The sequence below is a fragment of the Paenibacillus zanthoxyli JH29 genome, assembly GCF_000520715.1.
GTDB lineage: Bacteria > Bacillota > Bacilli > Paenibacillales > Paenibacillaceae > Paenibacillus_AQ > Paenibacillus_AQ zanthoxyli.
On record NZ_ASSD01000443.1, the window covers coordinates 1 to 20785 of the forward strand.

A 20785-nucleotide genomic window follows, 5' to 3' on the forward strand; every position below is an offset into this window, starting at 1 on the left:
AAGTACGGCGCTTGGCGGCATTCGCATCAGCTTCGGGGATGAGCATACCGCAGGCGATGTTGCCGCTTTGGAACAGGCGCTGCTTGGCGCAATTAAAGCTTTGAAGATTGCTGAAGGAGGCATGCGGTAACATGAAACCGATAGAACCCGCGCGTTTGGCGGGAACAAGCATAGAATACGCCGACATGCTGCTGCTGCGTTTCGGAGAGTTTACGCTTAAGGGCAAGAACCGCACCCGTTTTGAGAAGACGATGCTGCGGCATGTAAGGGAAATCGTCAAGCCTTATTCCAAGGCGAGGCTGCTTAAAGAATATGGACGGATATATGTGGAGCTGAACGGAGAACCCGCGCAGGAACTGCTGGAAGCGCTGGTCAAAGTATTCGGCATTTCATCCATAAGTCCGGTAAAAGCGGTTAGACCGGCGCTTGAGGAAATTGTGGAGGCAAGTCTTCGATTTATTGAAATGCTCAATCCCGAACCTGGAACAACCTTCAAAGTGAATGCCCGGCGGGTGTGGAAGGATTTCCCATATGGCTCGCAGGAGATGAACCGTCTCGTCTCCGCTCCGATTCTTAAAGCCTTTCAGGCGCTTTCCGTCGACGTCAGAACCCCGGAGCTTGAGCTGAGGGTGGAGGTTCGTGAACAGCAAGCTTATATTTTTTGCGAGAGTATTCCTGCGGTGGGCGGCTTTCCGCTCGGCACCAACGGCAAGGCCATGCTGCTTCTGTCAGGCGGGATTGACAGTCCGGTGGCGGCATGGTCTTCCATGCGGCGGGGGCTGGAGGTGGAATGCGTTCATTTCTTCAGCTATCCGTATACAAGCCGGGAAGCCCGGCAGAAGGTTGTCGATTTGGCCAGGGTATTGTCGCGGTATGCCGGAAAAATTCGGCTGCATCTGGTCCCTTTTACGGAGGTGCAGACTTCGTTTGCCGGAATCGGCCAGGACAATCTAATGGTTACACTGATGCGAAGAGCGATGCTGAGGATCGCGACAACGCTCGCGGAACGCGAGGGTGCGCTGGCGCTAATCACCGGTGAAAGTCTGGGCCAAGTCGCCAGTCAGACGCTGCCCAGCATGAATGTTATCGGGCGCGCGACCGAGCTGCCGCTGCTGCGGCCGCTCGTTATGATGGACAAAGCCGAAATTGTGGATCTGGCGCAGCAAATCGGCACCTATGATTTATCGATTCTTCCTTATGAGGACTGCTGTACGCTGTTCCTGCCGAAGTCGCCGACAACCAACCCGAATCTACAAATCGTTGAGAAGATCGAAGCGACGCTGCCCGGTTATGCGGATCGGCTTGCCGAGGCGGCTGCGAAGGTAATTACGGTGGAAGTCACTCCGCATGGAGATGAACGTCCTGCCGATGAAGCCGATTTGATCGCAACCGTCAACGAAGAATGGTTCTAACAAGAAAAGGGGGAAATGGGACAGGAAGCATAGCTTGCCTTGGCTGAGCATACAAGTAGTTACATAGCCGGTTCGGGAGGAATGTTCGATGGAATCGATATGGCTGCTTGGGGAAATCTTAATGGTGAATTTAGTGCTCAGCGGAGACAATGCCGTAGTGATCGCGATGGCGAGCAAAAACCTGCCGGACAGACACCGGAAAAAGGCCGTATGGTGGGGTGCGGCGGGGGCTGTGCTTCTGCGCTGCATCCTGACGCTGGCGGCAGTGCTGCTGTTGAAAATCCCCTATATTCAGGCTGGCGGCGGGCTCATGCTGCTCTGGATAGCGTTCAAGCTGCTGCTGGAGGAGGAAGATCATATCCGCGTAAGCGAGGGCTCGACGGTATGGAAGGCAATCCGGACCATTTTGGCGGCGGATTTCATTATGAGTCTCGACAATGTTCTTGCCATTGCCGGACTGGCGAAGGGTGATCTGGCTCTAATTGTCATTGGTATTGCGCTCAGCATTCCCGTCGTTGTATGGGGCAGCGGCATTATCACCGGGTGGCTGCACCGCTTTCCGATCCTTATTTATCTCGGTGCTTATATTCTGGCCTACACCGCCGGGGAGATGCTCCTTCAGGACGCCAAGCTGGGCGCGATGCTGTCTTTCCTGCTGCCCACTCTTCATTCTTTACTGCCGGTGGCGCTGGGCGTCTCCGTCGTGGCGGCGGGCGGGATCAAGCGGCATACCCCAAGAACGGGGTAGAGAAGGAAAATTAAGCCGCGCCGCATAGGATTCTGCATGGAATACAGAGGAAATGGCCCCATCCTGTGGGGTCTTTTCTTTGGCTTTGCAGTGACGAATGATGGTGTTTTTTGCGGGATTCGGATAAAATAAAGAAGAATCCTGAAGCGTCGGACAGCCGATGCAGAGCGGAAGAGATGCGAGTTGAAGGGATGAGTGGTATGATGTCCTCCAAAAACGATATAAAGCTGGGTCTATTCGTCGTATGCGCTGGGCTTGTTATTTTACTGGGGAAATTAGGGGTATTCGGCTTTTTAGGACGGGCACTGTGGCCGCTGCTTCTGCTGCTGCCTGGAATATTCCTGCATGTTCTCGTCTTCAGCCGGCGGATTACGTCTGCCGCGCTTATACCCGCTGGTATTCTCACCGTATACGGCTTGCTGTTTGGCCTGTGCAACACGTGGAGCTGGGGACTGATGGCTTATCTCTGGCCTGTGCTGCCGCTGGGCGTGGCGGTTGGGCTTTACGAGTATTCGCTTTTTGTATCTCCGCGGAGCGGCGGACTAACCGCAGGCGCCATCGTACTCGGCGTTCTTAGTGTGGTGCTGATGTTCCTAAGCATCTTGGGCTCGGGCATTATGTACATTATTGGAATTGTACTCGTTCTGGCGGGAATTTGGCTGATCGCGGGACGGAGCGGCGGACGGAATAAGTGGAACCGGGGCTGGTAAGCTTACTGAGTCGTAATATTGTTTTTTCATGAAAATACTTGCTTTTCACAGTGCTTTCACGATACAATTAAAAATAATGTTGAAGCGTCGGGTTTTGCGTCCGGCGCTTCTTTTATGAAGCCTCCAATTCTGCTGCAAATTTCAATTGATTTTATTTGATAAATGAAAGGATTTGGATACAAATCATGCATTCAAGAGAACAAATTCGCAACATTGCGATTATCGCCCACGTTGACCATGGCAAAACGACACTCGTCGACCAATTGCTGCAGCAATCGGGGATTTTCCGCGAGCACGAGACGGTACAGGAACGCGCCATGGATTCCAACGATCTGGAACGGGAACGCGGCATTACGATTCTGGCAAAGAACACAGCCATTACTTATAAAGATTTCCTGATCAATATTGTGGATACGCCCGGACACGCCGACTTCGGCGGTGAAGTTGAACGGATTATGAAGATGGTTGACGGCGTGCTGCTTGTCGTTGATGCGTATGAGGGCTGTATGCCGCAGACGAAATTCGTGCTGCGCAAGGCGCTGGAACAGAACCTGACTCCGATTGTGGTAGTCAACAAGATTGACCGCCCGGCGGCCCGTCCGGCGGAAGTCATCGATGAAGTGCTGGATTTGTTCATTGAGTTGGAAGCCAGCGACGATCAGCTTGAATTCCCGGTCGTATACGCCTCCGCGTTGAACGGTACATCCAGCCTTGATCCGGAGAAACAAGATGACAATATGCTTGCCCTGTATGAAACGATCATCGAGCATATTCCGTCCCCAACGGAGAGCGTGGAAGAGCCGCTGCAATTCCTTGTTACCCTGATGGATTATAACGAGTATTTGGGCCGTATCGCCATCGGCCGCGTCAACCGCGGAATTATCCGTCAAGGTCAGGCCATAACGGTTATCCAGCGCGACGGTAAGCACAAGTCGGCGCGCATCGAGAAGCTGTTCGGGTTCCAAGGGCTGAAGCGCGTAGAGACGGAGGAAGCCGGCGCGGGCGATATCGTGGCGATCGCCGGGATCAAGGACATCAACATCGGCGAGACGATTGCCGACCCTGCGAATCCCGAGGCGCTGCCTGTCCTGAAGATTGACGAGCCGACAATGCAGATGACCTTCCTGGTCAACAATTCACCGTTCGCCGGCAAGGAAGGCAAATGGGTAACCTCCCGCAAGCTGCGTGAGCGTCTGTTCAAGGAACTGGAAACGGACGTTTCCCTGCGTGTGAACGAAACCGATAGCCCGGACGCCTTTATCGTTTCCGGCCGCGGCGAGCTGCATCTCGGTATTCTGATCGAGAATATGCGCCGCGAAGGGTACGAACTGCAGGTGTCCAAGCCTGAAGTTATCGTTAAGGAAATAGACGGCGCCAAGATGGAGCCGCTGGAGCGCCTTCTTATCGACGTGCCGGAAGACAGCATGGGCTCCGTTATGGAGAGTCTGGGCACCCGTAAGGCCGAGATGGTCAATATGATCAACAACGGCAACGGCCAGGTCCGTCTGGAATTCCTGATTCCGGCGCGCGGTCTGATCGGCTATAACACGCATTTCTTGACACTGACTCGCGGCTACGGCGTTATGAACCATGCGTTCGATAGCTACGCCCCACTGATCGGCGGCCAGGTTGGCGGACGCCACCAGGGTGTGCTCGTCTCAACCGAGACCGGAACTTCCACCTTCTACGGCATGATGGGCGTGGAAGACCGCGGTACCCTGTTCCTGGAGCCGGGCACCGATATTTACGAAGGCATGATCGTGGGCGAGCATACGCGCGACAACGATATCGTCGTGAATATCTGCAAGGAAAAAGCATTGACCAACGTCCGTTCCGCGACGAAGGACGAGACTGTCAAGCTGAAGACTCCGCTTCTGTTCTCTTTGGAGCAGGCGCTTGAATATCTGAACGATGACGAATATTGCGAAATTACGCCGAAATCCGTTCGCCTGCGCAAGAAAATTCTGAACAAGAGCGAACGCGAGCGTGCGGAGAAGCATCGTAAAATGGCCGAAGCCAATATGTAATCAAAGGCACTCTCAGACAAGAAGAAACGGCTTCACCGTCCTCGCGGGAGGAGGACACCCGTTTCTCGTAGAAATATAAGTCAAAATGATAAGCGCTAAGCTTATAAATTCTTATATTTTAAAAGAATCAGTCGCCGGAATCACATTCCGGCGGCTGATTCGCTTTTACGGGACATATGCGAAGAAAGCGGGCGGCGAACCGGAATGTTTTGAGGCGTCTCAGCCTTTCTCGGTGATATAATGGATGTAATATCGATAACCCGAAAAGGAGTGACGACCCTTGCAAAGTTGGTTTGCCACGCACCCCTTGATTGCCTATGTCGTTATCTTTATTCTGCTTACTTATGTGTACAACCGGGTATTTCGGGTGAATCAGAAGCTGTCTCTGCTGAAGGAAGTTGTGCTCTATGCGCTGATGGCCCTTGGTTCGGGCATTCTGCTTGTTTTTCAGCATGATAAGCTGCCGATCATTCAGTGCCTGCTCGTCGCCGTCGGCCTGATGCTGCTCGTTCGGGTCCGCTATTTTCTAGAGGCAAGGCAGAAGCGTAGGGCGGCGGCTGATTCGGTAAAGAGGCGTTAAACCGCAACCTTTTGGCGATAATTACGTCTATTGTTTTAGAAGATTTTACTAATTCCCAAAAATGAAAAGGACTTTACATTATTATGAGTACACGTAACGGCAATTTGCCTCCGAGATCCAGAGGACAGCAGAGCGGTGTCAGGAGGCCCGCAGGGCTGTCTTCCAAGAAGGCGGTCCGCAAACAGAAACCTGGCTTTTGGGCCAGGCTTGGAAGAATGTTGTTGATTCTCATATTGCTGTCGGCGCTCGTCGTAGTCGGCTACTTCTTGTATTTATACTACAAGCTGGACAGTGGTGTGCTGAATACGGGTGTCGACAAGCCGGTGGCCGCCGGAAACTCAGCCAAAGTCAAGCCTCTGACGCTGCTGCTGCTCGGTACGGATTACCGGCCGAAGCATGAATCGTATCTAACGGATGTCATCATGGTGGTTTCGCTCAATCCGCAGACGGAATCGGCAACCATCGTTTCGCTTCCCCGTGATACGTATATGGAGCTGGACGGCTACAAAAGAACGAAGATCAATGCGTTTTATCCGCGTTTCAAAGTCAGGGAAAAGACCTCCGGCATCTCCGCTGAGGACGAAATGAAGACGATGATGGGCAAATATTTGGGAGTCAAGATCGACTACGTAACCGTGATTAATTTTCAGAGCTTCCGGGAGGTGGTCGACGAGCTTGGAGGGGTGAAGGTCAACATCAGCGAGGATATGTGTTATACCGACAGCGTGGACGGCACTGACATCAATCTGAAAAAGGGTCCGGCCGAGCTAAAAGGCGACGACGCGCTCGATTATGTCCGTTACCGCAAATCCAACTGTAAACCGGAAACGAAACCCTCTGACGATCTCGACCGCAACCGGCGTCAAAGCGAGGTGCTGCATTCGCTCATGGACCAGATGCAATCGCTGGGGGGAGCTGTAAAAATCGGCGGAGTGCTTGATGCGATCAACGATAACATGCAGACTGACATCGAGAAGGATCAGATTAAGAATATGATCACGGCGTATTGGAAAATGTCCAAGGATAATGTGGAATTTAAGCCCGTGACCGGCACCTGGCGCAGCCCTTATGAATATATTAACGAAGAGTCTCTTAATGCCGCGAAGCAGAGTCTGAGGGATCGGCTGGCTGGAGCAGCTCCGGTGTCGTCCGCAGCTCAGTAGACGCGTGGCGGCACGAGAAACCCCTGACTTTCCCAAATTGAATGCAAGTTTGAGCCTATGTTATAATATAATTAACTAAGTTCAACATGCTGCACAAGGGGGCCTGTCAACATGTCCGAATCCGCTGCCCAGCTTACCGAATCCCTGCTGAAGTTGCTGCAGAACGAAACATTTGTGCTGATTAATACCGTTGATGCGGAAAGCGGCGGCCCTACGTCTACGGTCATTTCGTGGGTCTATGCGGTCGATTCTTCCACGCTCAGACTGGCGATTGATCACCGTTCGAGGCTGGTTAGAAACATGAAGGAGAATTCCCTGGTCACCCTGACTGTCTTTGGGGAAGAAACGGTTCATGCCATTAATGGCAGCGCCGTCGTTAAGATTGATCCGCTTCCGGATGTTCCGTTCGAGGTGTGCTGTTTTGATGTGCAAATCTCAGCGGTGCGAAATGCGCTTTTTTACGGCGCACAGTTGGAATCCGCTCCAAAATATGCCAAGGCATACGATCAGCGTGCGGCAGAGAAGCTGGATGGACAAGTTTTTGCCGCAATGCAAAAAGCCTAGTGAGAGCTCACTGGGCTTTTTTTGACCTTTGGACCATTGAATCTGTGGGCAGGATTGCCGATATAAAGGTTAATGCTGGCCCCGGGGTGTTGTATTTTCGGGAGCCTGGGGAATGATCCGGCCGATGATATCGGCCATCTCGGAAGCAAAGCCGGAGACAGGGCGGCCTTGACGGAAGTGGCGGCTCAGCTCGGCAATTCGTGATGCCATGTCAACATCCGCTGTCACAAGCGCGTTAATGCCTCTGTGGTCTTTGCGAAAAGCCTCGGCGACTGAGTATTTCACTGTTCCCACTCTGGAGCGACTGAGCGACCCGTCCACGTCGATGCCGACAACCGCGGTGTTGCCCATTACGACGCAGTGCGCTCCTTTGACGCCAGGCACTCTTAGGGCCAGCTGTTCCAGATGATATTTAAGCTCGGCGTCTCTTGGCGAGACAACGGCCGTTCCATCATCAGCTAGCGGTCTTACCCCGCTTTCCCCGTAATTCACGCCATGCACTGCCGATTGTTTATCCTGAGGAGAGGGTGATGATCCTTTTTTAGCCATACCGCAGCTTGTCAGCAGCAGTAGAAGGACCAGCAACAGACAAATTGATTTTCTCATAGATGCTTACTCCTTTCGTCCAAGATGAACTCTGATTTTATCTTTGCCAGCGGCGAAAAGAGTTATGTATCTTTAAGACAAACCAGGCGCTGTGGAGGGGATAACATGAAAAAGATCTTTGTATTGGATACCAATGTACTGCTTCACGACCCCAATTCGATTTTTTCGTTTAAAGAGAATGAAGTCATCATTCCCGCTGTGGTGCTGGAAGAGATCGATAATAAAAAACGGAACGCCGATGAAATCGGACGCAATGCCCGTACGGTGTCCCGACTGCTCGACGGACTTCGCGAGCGGGGTCATCTGCACAGCGGTGTGGAGCTTGAGCACGGGGGCAAGCTGAAGGTCGAACTGAATCATCGCAGCTTCATCAAGGTGCAGGAGATGTTCGGCGAGGTATCCACTGACAACCGGATTTTGGCTGTGGCGCTTAATTATTTGCAAGAGGAGAACGAGAAGGCCGATCCCCGACCAGTCGTGCTCGTAAGCAAGGATGTTCTGGTCCGTATTAAGGCCGATGTGCTCGGCATTACGCCGGAGGATTATTTATCCGACCGCACAGGCGACTTGGATGAACTGTACGCTGGGTACCAGACACTGCCTGTTCACCCGGCGCTGATCGACGAGTATTACAGCAACCGTTCCCTTTCCGTCAAGCAGCTGCAGTTGTCCTATCCGCTGTTTCCCCATGAATTTATTATCCTGAAGGATGAGATCGGCAGCGGCAAATCGGCACTTCTCAAGGTAAGCAGCGACGGCAGCCGTCTGGAGCCGCTCTATCTCGGCAACGATCCCGTATGGGGAATCAGCGCACGCAATGCGCAGCAGCGGATGGCGCTCGAACTCTTGCTTAATGAGGAAATTCCGCTTGTCACCATCACCGGCAAAGCGGGAACGGGCAAGACGCTCCTGGCGCTTGCCGCCGGACTGTTCAAGGTTGAGGATGAGCATAAATACAAGAAGCTGCTGATCGCCCGGCCAGTCGTTCCGATGGGCAAGGACATCGGTTATCTGCCTGGTGAAAAAGACGAAAAGCTCCGGCCGTGGATGCAGCCGATATACGATAATCTGGAGTTCCTGTTCGATACGAAGAAAGCTGGCGACATCGACAAAATTCTGATGGGTCTCGGAAGCATTCAGGTTGAGGCGCTGACCTATATCCGCGGCCGATCCATTCCGGGACAATTCATCATCATCGATGAAGCGCAAAATCTGTCGCGCCACGAAGTCAAGACGATTGTCTCCAGAGCGGGCGAGGGCAGCAAGGTGATTCTGATGGGCGACCCTGAGCAGATCGACCATCCTTATCTCGATGCCGCAAGCAATGGGCTTAGCTACATTGTGGAAAAATTCAAGCAGCAGGGTATAAGCGGTCATATTACACTGGAAAAAGGGGAACGGTCCCGCCTGGCTCAACTGGCTGCGGATTTGTTATAGAACTGTTCCTGTTAACGTTAAAAGCAGGGGCCGGGAGGAAGCTTCCAGCCCCTGCTTTATGTAGATTTATGTGAAAGCGCTAACATTAAATGGGCAGACAAAAGCGCCCCAGACTGGTAAAATAGGGAGACGGGCGTTGAAACGGACAAGGAGGAGAACATGCTGAAACGCAAAAATTACTGGCTGCTGTTTGCAATTTTGCTGCTGTCGCTGACGAGCTTATCTCCCAGTATGGACTTGAATCAAACGGATGATTCTCCTGCCTTGAACGAATATCAATCGCAATCGCAAAGCTCCTCCCCCCGGAAAAAGGGCGAGCCGGCCCATCTGCGGATATCGGTGTCGTTAAACAACAAGGAGTTCCGCGAGCTGCAAAAAATTAGCGGCCATTACGCATTATCCAGCGGAGTGACGGTAGAGCTGAACAATCTGGGAGAAGCAGCCGGAGACGACGCTTTGATGAATGAGCTAACGATCGGGAACAGGCCCGATATTGTGATGACAGAAGCGCATCATATCAAGGAATTGGCGCAGCAGGGGTATTTACTGCCCGTTGATGTATACCGGAGCTCGCCCGGGGGTACGCCGCTAACCCCGCTGCTGCCGCTGCTGCAATGGAACGGTTATGTCTGGGGCATACCGCTGGATATTGATCCGCATGTCTTTGTTTATTCGCCAAAAGTGATGGAGGAGCTTGGAGCGGAGGCGCTGCCGAGAACGGTTGACCAGTGGAACCGGCTGCTGGAACACAGCCTCGCGAAGCCGGGTACATACGTGCTGGCGATGGATGCGGGCAGCGCTTATGGTGTGTCCGCCTTTCTGGAAAGCGTGAGCAGTTCCCTGTTTACGGGGAACCGAGAGGCGCTTGACTGGATCGGGCGGGCGCGCAGCTCCATCTATTTGACGGACAGGCAGGACAATGGGGTCTGGAATATGCTTCGGGAGGGTAAGATCGCCGCAGCCGTGCTCCCGCTATCTGAGTGGCAGGAGAGCGGAGGCGGGGATCTGGTTGCGGAGGCGCCGTGGATGGGAGATGCTGCTGGTGATGAGACACTGTACAGCCGCAGCTTCGCCCTCTCCGCGCAGACCCGAAGTCCGGAGGCGGCGGCCGACTGGCTGTCGTACATAACATCAGCGAGATCGCAGCTGGATTGGCTGGCCGGCACCGGACGGCTGCCTGCGGCGGAAGAACCGTACCGGGGCGGGCTTCCGGGCGGAGACAGTCTTCCATTTGACGCCGGCAGCCTGCTTACGGGTGGAGCCGACCAGGCCGGAGAGTCTCAGGCCGATTGGAGCGAAATAACGTCAGCGGCGGGTTTGCTGCTGACCGGCAAGCTGGATGCGGCGGGATTTGTCAAAGCGATCTCGTATTCCCCTGAGGGAGAGGATCATGGGCTCTGAACGGGCGGATGGCGGATTAACACTCAGAACGACAGGGTAAGCTTCACATGAAGCACGCCATCCTTGCTGTCCACTTCAGAGGCGCGAAGGAAAGAGACGATCTTAGACGGATAGAAGCCCAGATCAAACTCCTCTTCCAATGATTTGCGCGTTGTATCAGGCAGTTCAAGGCCATTGAAGATGATGCTGTCTACATGGAACATCAGCCCGTTCATTGGCTCTTCCTGTATGGTGTAATGCCCCTGAAGGCGAAGCGACAAATCCCCGCTCTTGCCAGTGGCGATAACCGAACCGCTCTTAAACGTAAAAGCGAAATTGTCGAACAGTTTGTTCTCGGAATGCAAAAACTCATTCAAATCCGCTTCCTTCAAATTCAATTCGTAAGTCATCCCCCGGCGCGTCAGAACGCCGTCACGGCTCTCTACGAACTGCGGGAGATGAGTCATCGCCGCAGACAGCGCTTTAAAATAAGTCTTGACTTCATGGAGCCCTATATTTTGCCAGTATGCTGTAAATTCCTCCAGAAGGGCTGCCATGCTCTCCGGATTCCCGCTGCTCTGAATGGCGCCATTAATATCCTTGTGCAAAGCCTCAACCCGCAGCTTCTGTTCCTCTAAGGCGCTTCTCAATTCCGCCAGTTCTTGCGAAGAGCGTTCCGCCGCCGCCAGTGTGGTCCGCAGATCTTTATACTCCTTCTCATACTCCGCCAGTATTTCTCGGTCATGACCCATAATCATTTCATAGTAATCGAGCAGAATGAACCATTTGCTGAGAGTCTTAGCGGATAGCATGGCGGTCAGCAGAGGGTCCCTGTCTCCTGTATAGTAGGCGCGCACAATGGCGCCTGCCCGTTTTTCTTTTTCCGCGATATCGGATTTTTTCCTGGCGGCCTGGCTGCTCAAAGCGGCTGTCTTTTGTTCAAGAGCGTGCTGCTCAGCGGCGATGCGTTCTATTTCCTTTTGGATTTCAGTAGCGGACAGCGTCTGCTGCATCAGCCTGCGGGCTTCTTCATTATCCGGAAAAGACGGCGTGGAAGAAGGGGGAGCGGAAGGAGCTGCGGCCGGTGCGCTTTGCTCCGGATCGGCAGATAAGTAAGGCGCCGGCGGAATCAGCAGCAGCGAGCAGCAGAGCAGTATGAGCGGAAAGACAGCCAGTCGTTTGCGGAAGAGCACCACACTCACCTCTTTGGAAGAACTTAGCTTATGCTAGGTATGATATGTTCGATCCTGTAAAAATATCATACCGCTTTTCAGCCCGCCAGCCTATATCAAGGCACACAAAATAACCCCACAGCGTGGGGCTTTGATTCCGTTGCTTGCTCAGGTGCTTTAGCTGATGCTCACAGGGGAAGGCCCATCTCAAAGATCGTCCAATAGCTGAAGCCTGTAAAAGTAACAATCATATAGCCCCAGAACAGCAGGATATAGGTTTTTTCGGTAAACTTCATATACCCCATGATCACGAAAAATGCGGTCTGTAAAAAGAACAACAGGGCCATTTCGACCATACCGCCAGCAAACGCCATCAGACCGGTTGTCAGCGTGAAAAATCCCAGTACACGAAACATCCGAGCCACTTTACCATCCCCCTCCTTAGGCTTAAACGAACGGATAAACCTATATTTATTATACCCGGAGAACAAAATAGTGTAAACGAATACAATGGAAAAAGAGGGCGATTTCCCAGGGAATGTGATCTATATGATTGACGGCGGGGGAAGATGTTAAAAGCGCTAATTTCCCACGACTGCGTATGAGCGGAAGCCAAAATGGAAATACAAAAGAGTATCAAATAGATTCTATGAACTCTATGAGAGGCATAGGAATGGAGTAAGCAGCTTTTATCCCCATTCACTTGCTGGCGGGATCGCCGGTTATGAAGATGGTTATTTCAAGATGTTACTAGGAGGTTTGGCTTTATGACAGCCATTAGACAGGATGCCTGGAGCGAGGAAGACGATCTCATTTTGGCCGAGGTTACACTGCGCCATATCCGGGAAGGCAGTACACAGCTGGCCGCGTTTGAAGAAGTGGGCGAAAGAATCGGCAGAACATCGGCGGCCTGCGGATTTCGCTGGAACAGCAGTGTTCGCAAAGGCTACGAGGAAGCGATAACTATTGCGAAAGGGCAGCGCCAGAAAAGGAGCTATCTGAAAAAACAAACCTCGTCCAGAGGCGCGCAGGTAGCCGGCTTCATTATCGGTGACGGTGATGAGAATTACGGAAATGAAGGTGCCGAGAACTCCTTGTCCATCGATGCCGTTATCCGGTTTCTGAGGCAGTGGAAGGGTACTTATCAGGAAGCGGGCCGTCAGTTGAAAATGCTGGAAAGGGATCTTCGCGATAAGGAGGAGGAGCTGTCCGAACTTCGAGCCGAGAATGAGAGATTGTCCAAAGAAGTGAATACCGCCCAAAGCGATTATCGCGTGGTTAACGATGACTACAAGGCGCTCATCCAGATCATGGACCGCGCCCGGAGGCTCGCATTCTTAAGTGAAGAGGAAGAGGAGATCAAGAACCGCTTCAAGATGGACGCCAATGGAAACCTGGAAAGAATTGAATGAAGGAGAGCAATATTTACGAAATCCCGTCTGCGGCATGAATAGATGCCGCGCTGGCGGGATTTTCCTTTTGTCCGCCGCCCGATATACTAGACAAGTAACCCCGTAAAAGGGGATCGTGGCTTCGAAGCGTCCTCATCTGCTTTTGCGAAAACCATGGAACTACTAATTATATGATGGATGGACGGTGGATAGAGCGTTGAGAATCGATATTATTGGCGCTGGCTCGCTCGGGCTGCTGCTGGCGGGGAAGCTGATCTTTGCCGGAAACAGAGTGAGGCTATGGTGCAGAAGCGAAGAGCAGTGCGCGGCGCTTTCGGAAGACGGCATAACGATAAGTTATGAGAACGGACAGCCGCCGGTTTTGGTACCTGGCAGCGAGGTTGAAGCACTGCCTATGAGCGAGTTCTCCCGGCTCTATCCGAAGCAGCCCGGAGACTGGCTAGTGCTAACAGTCAAACAAGGGCCGCTTCGCAGCATGCTGCCGGAACTCCTGGCTCCGCTTCGGCAAAGTGAACTGAATCTTCTATGTTTTCAGAACGGCTGGGGACATTTGGAACTGCTTCGGGAGCTTCTGCCCGCGGCCCATCTGTATGCCGCCGTAACGACGGAAGGAGCCAAGCGGGAGTCTCCAGTCCGTGTCGTTCACGCCGGGACGGGATGGACGGTCATCGGTTTGTGGGGGGAGAACGGGACCGTGGAGAATATTACTGCAGCTTCATTGGCCGAGGCGCTGGTGTTAGCAGGATTTCCCGTAACTTTGTCGAATGAAGTGGATACTGCGATTTTTCGGAAGCTTCTGATTAATGCCGTAATTAATCCGCTGACTGCCGTATGGCGTATTCCAAACGGTGAACTGCTGGCTTCTGATCTACGCCTAAGCATGATGAGGGAGCTTTACGAGGAAGCGGTTTCCGTTTATGACGCCTGCGGTATTGCCTACGAATTCAGCCTATGGGATGACATACTTGAAGTATGCCGCGCGACATCCGGAAATCTGTCCTCCATGCTGGCTGACGTTCTGGCCTTCAGGGAGACGGAAATCGGCTGGATTAACGGCAGTCTGGTTGAATTGGCGAACCTGTCGGGCGTAGATGTGCCCGCGCACCGATTGATAATCAGGATGGTGGAGGGCATGATTGTAAAGGAGAGGTGAAGCCGCTTGGAATGGCTCCGCAATTCGCTGATCGTATTAAGCATAACGCCTGTACTGCCTTTTTTGCTCGTCTATTTTATCTCTGTTGCTATGGGGCGGGACAAGAAGCCGGCTCTACAGCTGGCTATGGATGTGACGACTGTTTTTCTGCTGTTCTCGGTATCGGCGCTGTTCAATAACATTTTTCATTCGGGCTTCGGATTCTATCTGATTCTCCTGCTTGTGCTTATTGCGGCAGGATTGATCGGCGGCGCTCAGAATCGCCTAAAGGGAAAGGTAGACGGAAAAAGATTGCTGCGGGCGGTCTGGAGACTTGGCTTTTTGTTCATGGGGACAGGCTATGTGGTGTTCATGGTTGTCGGAATGATTAAGTATATCTTGAAGGTAATGTCATGAAATCTAACGCGAATAGAATAAAGGTTGTCACATAATTTTAAAAAAAATTAAAAAACTTTATTTACGAGTACATTCCTCTGGATTTTTTTGACCACTGGTTGTATAATCATAAACCATATACCACATTCTATTTAGGGGGAACTGCTAGATGAAGAAGAGTAAAAGTCTTTTACTCCTGTTTGCACTCTTACTTGTCATTGGAACCGTGCTTGCAGGATGCGGCGGTGGCAATAATGCTGCCACGAACACTGGCAATGCCGAAGGCAACACACCAGCCGCTTCTGATGGAAGCGCATCGGGAGAGAAGCTTGCTGATGATCAAACACTTAAAATTAACCTGAGCTCCGAGCCTCCGACATTCGATCCGGCTCTTGCTAACGACAATCAAGCCAATACGGTACTGAAGACTATGTACGAAGGTTTGACCCGAATGAATGATGAAACTGGACAAGCCGAGCCGGGCATCGCCGAGAAATGGGATGTATCCGCTGACGGTTTAGTATATACGTTCCACCTGCGTGACGCCAAGTGGAGTAATGGAGATCCTGTTGTAGCTGGAGATTTTGTCCGCGCCTGGAAACGGGTCCTTGACCCTGCCGCTGCGGAACCGGCACCTTATTCCTATCAATTGTATTACCTGAAGAACGCTCAAGAGTACAATGAAAAGAAAGTTACCGACTTCAACCAAGTAGGCGTTAAAGCGGTTGACGACAAGACGCTGGAAGTGACGCTGGTCGCGCCGACTCCTTACTTCCTGGGACTGCTATCCTTCTATACTTACTACCCGGTTCACAAATCGGTTGAAGGCAATGCAAAATGGGCAACTAACAAAGACACAATGATCGTTGACGGTCCTTTCACACTGAGCGAGTGGACAACTGGACAATCGCTGCAAGTATCCAAGAACGACAACTACTGGGATAAAGATTCCATTAAACTGAGTAAAATCGACTTCTCGCTCGTGAACAGCAGCGCTACCGAGCTTCAAGCTTACGAGAGCGGCCAATTGGATCGTGCTGGCGGTCCTAACGGCGAAATTCCAACCGAACAGCTTCCGATTGTTCAACAAAAATATCCGGATGAGTTCCAAAGAAAAGGCATTGCAAATGTGTATTACTACGAGTTTAACGTAACCGATAAGCCTTTTAACAATGCTAATATCCGTAAGGCTCTTGCGATGTCGATCGACCGTCAAACACTGATCGACAAGGTTACTTTGGGTGGACAACTGCCGGCATTCGGATTCGTTCCTCCGGGTATTGTCGGCGCTAACGGCGAATACCGCACGGCTATTAAAGAGAACTACTTTACTGAAGATGTAGCACAAGCCAAGACTTTGCTTGAACAAGGTCTGAAAGAAGAAGGTCTGACCAAGCTGCCGACTTTCACATTGTCCTACAACACCAGTGAAGGCCACAAGAAAATTGCGTTGGCGATTGCCGATATGTGGAAGAAAAACCTGGGCGTTGACGTGAAGCTGGAAAACCAGGAATGGGCTGTATTTATCGAAAACCGTCAGCATCAGAACTTCGACGTTGCACGCGCAGGCTGGTCAGCAGACTATAACGATCCGGCGACCTTCCTTGACATGTGGGTAACGAAAGGCGGCAACAACGATACCGGCTATGCTAACCCTGCCTATGACAAACTGATTGCCGAAGCGAAAGCAAGTGCTGATCCTGCGGTTCGTCAAGAGAAATTCGCGGCAGCCGAGAAGATGATCATTCAGGATGACATGATCGTGATGCCGATTTACTACTATACCAACAACTCGTTGGTTAAGCCTTATCTGAAAGGCATTACGCTTGATTTCAGTGGCTCACTTAACCTGACTCGCGCTTACCTGCTTGAGCACTAAGATTGAAGAAATTGCTTTAAGCTTCAGAAAGTATATTTAATTAAATGATTAAGTATCTGAAGTAGATCTTGCACTTCGGGATATATATGTGGAATTCCATATATATCCCTTTTTTTTTGAAATATAACTTACAAACTGCGCGCTTATCCTTTGCCTTATATTTTTACGAGAAACGGATGACGTCCTTATTAGGACATTACAGCCGTTTCTTCTTATGTGTTTATAATTTGTAAAAATTATGTATAAATTTAAAAATATAGAATCATAGACAACTGGTCAATAATTGCATAAAATCAAATTATGTTGTAAAAAAAATGTCGAAGGAGGTGTTGACGGGCATGGTACGCTATATTGCAAATAAGTTTTTTTATATGCTGGTTTCCCTGTTTGTGCTGATCTCAGCAACGTTTTTTCTGATGAAGGCTATTCCGGGTGATCCGTTTACATCCGAGAAGAAAATACCGGACGAAATCCGCCAGCGGCTGTATGAACAGTACGGTCTGGACAAGCCCGTCTCCCAGCAGTATCTCAAATATTTGGGTAACATTGTGCAAGGTGATTTTGGGGTTTCCATGAAACGCTTGAATCAAGACGTATCGCATATTATTAGCCAGACGTTCTCCGCATCACTGAAGCTGGGGCTTGTTGCTATTATCGTGTCGATTATTGTCGGGATATTACTTGGGATGCTGGCGGCGCTCTACCACCGCAAATTTATCGACACCGCGGCGATGGTACTGGCGGTACTCGGGATAGCGGTACCAAGCTTTGTGCTTGCCACGGTGCTGCAGTATGTTTTTGCTTCGAAGCTGGGTTGGGTTGATGTTATGGGCTTTAACGATCCTTTGGACTACGTTCTTCCAGTTGCCGCATTGTCGGCGCAGCCGATTGCCTTTATCGCCAGGCTGACCCGTTCCAGCATGCTTGAGGTGCTGCACGCGGACTACATCAAGACGGCGAAGGCTAAGGGTCTTAGCTGGTTCGTTATTCTCTTCCGTCATGTGCTGCGCAACGGCATATTGCCGGTCGTGACTTATCTGGGACCAATGACGGCCAACATTGTTACCGGCTCTGTCGTAATCGAACAGATCTTCGGCATTGGCGGCATCGGCAAGCAGTTCGTCGAAGCGATAAGTGTACGCGACTACCCAATTATTATGGGAATTACGATTTTCTATGGCATTCTGTTGATGGTTACTCGCTTCATTACGGACGTCGCTTATGTCTTTGTAGATCCGCGCATTAAACTGACTGGGGGAAAGGAGGGCTAAAGAGTGGCAGTAGAACAAAATATGGTTCCACAGGGCGTTAACCTGAAGCCTGAAGATTTCCGCAAGATTGGCGTGGATGAGAAGCAGGCGGAAGTCATTGAACGCGAAAGTCTGTCGGCGTGGCAGGACGCCTGGCAGCGGCTGCGCCAGAACAAGATGGCTATGGCATCATTGGGCCTGCTTGTATTGATTGTTTTGGGAGCTATTATCGGCCCGCATTTAACGCCTTATACTTATGATTCGAATGATTTGCTGAATACCAACCAGCCGCCGTCTGCAGCTCATTGGTTCGGTACTGACGACCTGGGCCGCGACGTGTTCGTCCGCACCTGGCACGGTGCGCGAATTTCCCTGATCGTAGGTCTGGCCGCAGCTTTGATTGACCTTCTCATCGGTGTTGTATACGGCGGGATCATGGGATTCTTCGGCGGACGTACGGACAGCATCATGAACAAAATTTCTGAGGTTTTGTACTCCATTCCATATCTTCTGGTCGTTATTTTACTTCTGGTCGTGCTGGAGCCAAGCTTGTGGACGATCATCCTGGCGCTGACGATTACGGGCTGGATTAACATGTCGTGGATTGTACGCGGCGAGATTATGCAGCTCAAGAACCGCGAGTACGTGCTGGCGTCTCGATCAATGGGTGCAGGTTCCTCACGCCTGCTGTTCAAGCATCTGCTTCCGAACGCTATTGGACCGATTATCGTAACGGTTACGCTGTCCGTTCCAAATGCAATCTTCGCCGAAGCATTCCTAAGCTTCCTTGGACTCGGCGTACAAGCACCTAGAGCCTCGCTCGGTTCCATGATCAGTGACGCGCTGACCGGCTGGCTGGCATTCCCATGGCGTATGCTGTTCCCGGCAATTTTGATCAGTGTGACCATGCTGGCGTTTAACATTTTTGGTGACGGCCTTCGCGACGCGCTTGACCCTAAACTAAAGAAATAGGAGGTGAACGATAATGGACCCGATTTTACAGATAAAAGATTTACATGTTTCGTTTTTTGTAAAGGGCGGTGAAGTACAGGCCGTCCGTGGTATGAACTTCGAGATCGGCAAAGGGGAGACGGTAGCGATCGTCGGCGAGTCCGGCAGCGGAAAGAGCGTTACCGCCCAATCGATTATGCGGCTGATCCCATCGCCGCCGTCGAAAGTGAAGAAGGGCGAAATCATTTTTCAGGGACAGGATCTTCTGAAGAAAAGCATCAAAGAAATGGAAGCTATTCGCGGCAAAGACATTGGCATGATATTTCAAGACCCGATGACCTCTCTTAATCCCACGATCAAAGTGGGCAAGCAAATCACGGAAGTATTGATCAAACATCAGAAAATGTCAGCGGCCGAAGCTGCCAAGCAAGGTATCGAAATGTTGAAGCTTGTCGGCATCAAGAATGCCGAGGCCCGCTTTAATCAATATCCCCATGAATTTTCCGGCGGTATGCGGCAGCGGGTAATGATCGCGATTGCTCTGGCCTGCCGCCCGGCGCTGCTCATCGCGGACGAGCCGACAACGGCACTTGACGTAACGATCCAGGCACAGATTATGGACGTTATGAAGGATATGCAGCAAAAGCTCGGCACCTCCATCATTCTGATTACGCATGACCTTGGCGTTGTCGCCGGCATGTGTGACCGGGTTATCGTTATGTACGCGGGCGAAGTGGTGGAAACGGGAACGAGATGGGAAATTTTCAAAAATCCGCAGCATCCGTACACGAAGGGTCTGCTTCGTTCGATGCCGCGTCTGGACCAGAAGAAAGGCGAGCCTTTGATCCCGATCGTCGGCACGCCGCCCGATCTGATCAAACCGCCGATCGGCTGCCCATTCACCGCTCGCTGCAGTGAAGCGATGGCGATCTGCGAAAGAATCGATCCTGGCACTACGGAATTCAGCGACACGCATACAGCGCGCTGCTGGAATCTGCACCCGATGGCCAAGGAGGTGCAACAATCTTGAGCAAGCAACTGATTGAGGTAGAAGGCCTCAAGAAATATTTCAACGTAGGTCAAGGCAAGGTGCTCAGAGCGGTCGATAATATCAACTTCTCGATCCGCGAAGGTGAGACGCTTGGCATGGTAGGCGAGTCTGGCTGCGGCAAAACGACAGCGGGCCGTACGGTCCTGCGTCTGTACGAACCGACCGCCGGCAGCGTTAAGTTTAACGGTACGGACATTTACAAATTGTCTCCAGGGAAAATGAAAGCTATGCGCCGCGATATGCAGATGATCTTCCAGGACCCTTATGCATCGCTTAACCCGCGATTTACGGTTTCTGACATTATCGGCGAAGCGCTGGATATTCATAAAATGGCCGGCAGCCGCGCCGAGCGGAAGAAACGAATTGAGGAGCTGCTCGATATGGTCGGTCTTAACCATGACCATGCAACGCGGTATCCGCATGAATTCTCCGGCGGCCAACGCCAGCGGATCGGGATTGCCCGCGCGCTTGCGGTAAATCCGAAATTCATCGTCTGCGACGAACCGATTTCAGCGCTTGACGTGTCGATTCAGGCTCAGGTCGTCAACCTGCTGAAAGAGCTTCAGGGCCGTCTGGGTCTGACCTATCTATTCATTGCGCATGATTTGTCCATGGTTAAGCATATCAGCGACCGTGTGGCGGTCATGTACCTGGGTAAGATGGTCGAGCTAGCCGAGAGTGAAGAACTGTACGCCAACCCGATTCATCCTTATACCAAAACGCTGTTATCGGCTATTCCGATTCCCGATCCGGAAATCGAGGTCAACAAGAAACGCCTGCATATGCATGATGAGCTGGCCAGTCCGATTTACTCGGCTGACGCCAAGACCAGTGATGAAGAAACGAAGCTGGTTGAGGTTTCGAAGGGCCACTGGGTAGCCAAGGCATACGCCTAAGTTTCGGACACAGCCTGAA

Annotated in this window: 20 protein-coding genes; 17 read left to right on the forward strand and 3 right to left on the reverse strand. The window is 51.7% G+C overall.

The genetic code is table 11. The annotated features are described in order from the left end of the window. Nucleotides 1–131 precede the first annotated feature (131 nt). The 7 genes from thiI (at nucleotide 132) to L691_RS0116945 (ending at nucleotide 7204) form a co-directional block, all read left to right on the forward strand. Nucleotides 132–1412 carry a tRNA uracil 4-sulfurtransferase ThiI gene (gene thiI, locus L691_RS0116910; protein WP_051459395.1) on the forward strand — a complete coding sequence of 427 codons (1281 nt, stop codon included), beginning with the start codon at nucleotides 132–134 and terminating at the stop codon, nucleotides 1410–1412. An 88-nt stretch (nucleotides 1413–1500) separates the two neighbouring features. Then, a complete protein-coding gene (locus tag L691_RS0116915; protein ID WP_025691614.1) occupies nucleotides 1501–2160 on the forward strand; it encodes a TerC family protein in 660 nt (219 codons plus the stop codon). Nucleotides 2161–2363: 203 nt separating this feature from the next. Continuing rightward, nucleotides 2364–2870: a hypothetical protein gene (locus tag L691_RS0116920; protein WP_025691615.1), complete on the forward strand. Its 507-nt coding sequence runs from the start codon at nucleotides 2364–2366 to the stop codon at nucleotides 2868–2870. A gap of 185 nt (nucleotides 2871–3055) precedes the next feature. Continuing rightward, complete coding sequence (gene typA, locus L691_RS0116925) at nucleotides 3056–4897, forward strand: translational GTPase TypA (protein WP_025691616.1); 1842 nt, start codon at nucleotides 3056–3058, stop codon at nucleotides 4895–4897. A 280-nt stretch (nucleotides 4898–5177) separates the two neighbouring features. Beyond that, on the forward strand, nucleotides 5178–5477 hold the full coding sequence (locus L691_RS0116935; RefSeq protein WP_025691617.1) for a YlaH-like family protein: 300 nt from the start codon (nucleotides 5178–5180) through the stop codon (nucleotides 5475–5477). An 83-nt stretch (nucleotides 5478–5560) separates the two neighbouring features. Further along, the gene (locus L691_RS0116940) at nucleotides 5561–6640 is read left to right on the forward strand and encodes an LCP family protein (protein WP_025691618.1); all 1080 of its coding nucleotides are present in this window, start codon (nucleotides 5561–5563) and stop codon (nucleotides 6638–6640) included. A gap of 111 nt (nucleotides 6641–6751) precedes the next feature. Next, complete coding sequence (locus tag L691_RS0116945) at nucleotides 6752–7204, forward strand: pyridoxamine 5'-phosphate oxidase family protein (protein WP_025691619.1); 453 nt, start codon at nucleotides 6752–6754, stop codon at nucleotides 7202–7204. A 69-nt stretch (nucleotides 7205–7273) separates the two neighbouring features. On the opposite strand, the gene L691_RS0116950 is transcribed toward L691_RS0116945, so the two are convergent. Continuing rightward, nucleotides 7274–7810, reverse strand: coding sequence for a YhcN/YlaJ family sporulation lipoprotein (locus L691_RS0116950; protein WP_025691620.1), 537 nt, complete (start codon nucleotides 7808–7810; stop codon nucleotides 7274–7276). Nucleotides 7811–7915: 105 nt separating this feature from the next. Between L691_RS0116950 and L691_RS0116955 the strand changes: the two genes are divergently transcribed. Together L691_RS0116955 and L691_RS0116960 are read left to right on the forward strand one after the other, a co-directional pair. Next, nucleotides 7916–9247, forward strand: a complete 1332-nt coding sequence (locus tag L691_RS0116955; RefSeq protein WP_025691621.1) for a PhoH family protein — start codon at nucleotides 7916–7918, stop codon at nucleotides 9245–9247. Nucleotides 9248–9406: 159 nt separating this feature from the next. Continuing rightward, nucleotides 9407–10648 (forward strand): ABC transporter substrate-binding protein, encoded by a 1242-nt coding sequence (locus tag L691_RS0116960; protein WP_025691622.1) that lies wholly within the window; start codon nucleotides 9407–9409, stop codon nucleotides 10646–10648. Nucleotides 10649–10671: 23 nt separating this feature from the next. Here the strand turns inward: L691_RS0116960 and L691_RS0116965 are convergent, their stop codons facing one another. Then, the gene (locus L691_RS0116965; RefSeq protein WP_025691623.1) at nucleotides 10672–11820 is read right to left on the reverse strand and encodes a coiled-coil domain-containing protein; all 1149 of its coding nucleotides are present in this window, start codon (nucleotides 11818–11820) and stop codon (nucleotides 10672–10674) included. 167 nt (nucleotides 11821–11987) lie between these two features. Continuing rightward, nucleotides 11988–12224, reverse strand: coding sequence for a DUF2626 family protein (locus L691_RS0116970; protein ID WP_025691624.1), 237 nt, complete (start codon nucleotides 12222–12224; stop codon nucleotides 11988–11990). Nucleotides 12225–12566: 342 nt separating this feature from the next. Between L691_RS0116970 and L691_RS0116975 the strand changes: the two genes are divergently transcribed. From L691_RS0116975 to L691_RS0117010, 8 genes are all read left to right on the forward strand, one after another. After that, the gene (locus L691_RS0116975; RefSeq protein WP_025691625.1) at nucleotides 12567–13211 is read left to right on the forward strand and encodes an RsfA family transcriptional regulator; all 645 of its coding nucleotides are present in this window, start codon (nucleotides 12567–12569) and stop codon (nucleotides 13209–13211) included. Nucleotides 13212–13407: 196 nt separating this feature from the next. After that, the gene (locus tag L691_RS0116980; protein ID WP_025691626.1) at nucleotides 13408–14364 is read left to right on the forward strand and encodes a ketopantoate reductase family protein; all 957 of its coding nucleotides are present in this window, start codon (nucleotides 13408–13410) and stop codon (nucleotides 14362–14364) included. A gap of 6 nt (nucleotides 14365–14370) precedes the next feature. Further along, entirely contained in the window at nucleotides 14371–14760 is a 390-nt protein-coding gene (locus tag L691_RS0116985) for a DUF3397 domain-containing protein (protein WP_025691627.1), read from the forward strand. A gap of 148 nt (nucleotides 14761–14908) precedes the next feature. Continuing rightward, a complete protein-coding gene (locus L691_RS0116990) occupies nucleotides 14909–16618 on the forward strand; it encodes a peptide ABC transporter substrate-binding protein (RefSeq protein ID WP_025691628.1) in 1710 nt (569 codons plus the stop codon). Between the two features lie 338 nt (nucleotides 16619–16956). After that, complete coding sequence (locus L691_RS0116995; protein ID WP_025691629.1) at nucleotides 16957–17889, forward strand: ABC transporter permease; 933 nt, start codon at nucleotides 16957–16959, stop codon at nucleotides 17887–17889. A gap of 21 nt (nucleotides 17890–17910) precedes the next feature. Continuing rightward, nucleotides 17911–18840 carry an ABC transporter permease gene (locus tag L691_RS0117000; RefSeq protein ID WP_036737285.1) on the forward strand — a complete coding sequence of 310 codons (930 nt, stop codon included), beginning with the start codon at nucleotides 17911–17913 and terminating at the stop codon, nucleotides 18838–18840. Between the two features lie 13 nt (nucleotides 18841–18853). Then, nucleotides 18854–19849 (forward strand): ABC transporter ATP-binding protein, encoded by a 996-nt coding sequence (locus L691_RS0117005; protein ID WP_025691631.1) that lies wholly within the window; start codon nucleotides 18854–18856, stop codon nucleotides 19847–19849. Beyond that, on the forward strand, nucleotides 19843–20766 hold the full coding sequence (locus tag L691_RS0117010; RefSeq protein ID WP_025691632.1) for an ABC transporter ATP-binding protein: 924 nt from the start codon (nucleotides 19843–19845) through the stop codon (nucleotides 20764–20766). Before L691_RS0117005 ends, L691_RS0117010 begins: the two co-directional genes overlap by 7 nt. Nucleotides 20767–20785 lie beyond the last annotated feature (19 nt).